General features: G+C 32.1%; 1 protein-coding gene. It reads right to left on the reverse strand.

Features of this window, described 5'->3' with window-relative positions:
• On the reverse strand, positions 1–969 hold a 969-nt coding region (locus AC1DTM_RS27365; RefSeq protein ID WP_477001364.1), incomplete at its 3' end, for a serine hydrolase domain-containing protein.
• Between the last annotated feature and the right edge of the window lie 244 nt (positions 970–1,213).

Consider the following 1,213-nt stretch of genomic DNA (forward strand, 5'->3'; position numbering starts at 1 on the left):
ATTATAATCTGCATTAATGTAGRAACTAAATCCATACTTTCTAGCGGGCGATACAGTAAACATATCTGATAAACTTTGTTTAGAAAGCAATTTACCATCTATAATTGCCTCATCTAACCTTTTCATATCTTCAACAGTTGTATACATTTCACCACAACCATATAGCCAACTCATTCTTAAACGAGGCGTAGCTATTAACTCATTATCTTTTTTCGTATATCCTTCTGCTAAAAACATATCTCCTGGGAAAGTGGCACCCATCCCAGATTCATGCATTCCAACAGTAGTAAAAATGTTTTCTTTCACATAGTCAGCAAGTGGTTCATTTGTTATCTTTTCTACAATATATGCAAGCACCATATAATTATAATCTGTATATCTCCATCCCGTTCCTGCAGGAAATTCAAGTTTTTGAGATCCAATCCATGTTACTAACTTTAAACGTGATGCCGCATCAACTCTACCTTGTCCCTGCTCTGGCAATCCGGAAGTATGTGTTAACAAATTTCTTAACGTAATATTTTTATCTGCCGGAAACGACGGAATATATTTATTCACATTATCTTCTATACTTAATTTCCCTTTTTCTTTTAGCTGTAATATAGATATTGCAACTACTGTTTTTGTTATGGAACCGATGCGATATTTTGTTCTTGGCGTTGTTAAAATTTTATCTTTTACATTCGCATACCCGTATCCTTTTCGTAAAACCACATTATCTTTATCCGCCACGAGAACCGTTCCGTTAAACCCTTTATCTTTTAAATACTGATCTAGTTTCGCTGCTGCAACCTCATAACGTTTTTGTTGATTTACATCAACTTTTGGTTTATCATTTTCAACCTTATTCTTAGAATCTGAAAATGCCCTCAAATTATATTTCTTATCTTTATTTGCATATATTAGTGCAGCGACACTCCCACAAAAAATAGCAAAAATAAAAAAAACAATTAACCATTTCTTAAACATATAGGAACCCTCTTTTATCTAATCTCACTTTATACTTTTCCATTCTATTCTATATCTTTTAATTTTCAAACATTTTATAATCTATCTATCATTCATCATATTACACTAGATTCCTTTTTCTCACACTCAAATTTTGACTACTCTCTATTGTATTTCTTTTTTGTAAAATTTCCACCTTACAATCGGATGCATCCAACCTGAATTTCAATTTCTTATGTAACATTCGTTACACATTAGCCAGAAT

The organism is Bacillus sp. P4_D3 (genome assembly GCF_056401855.1).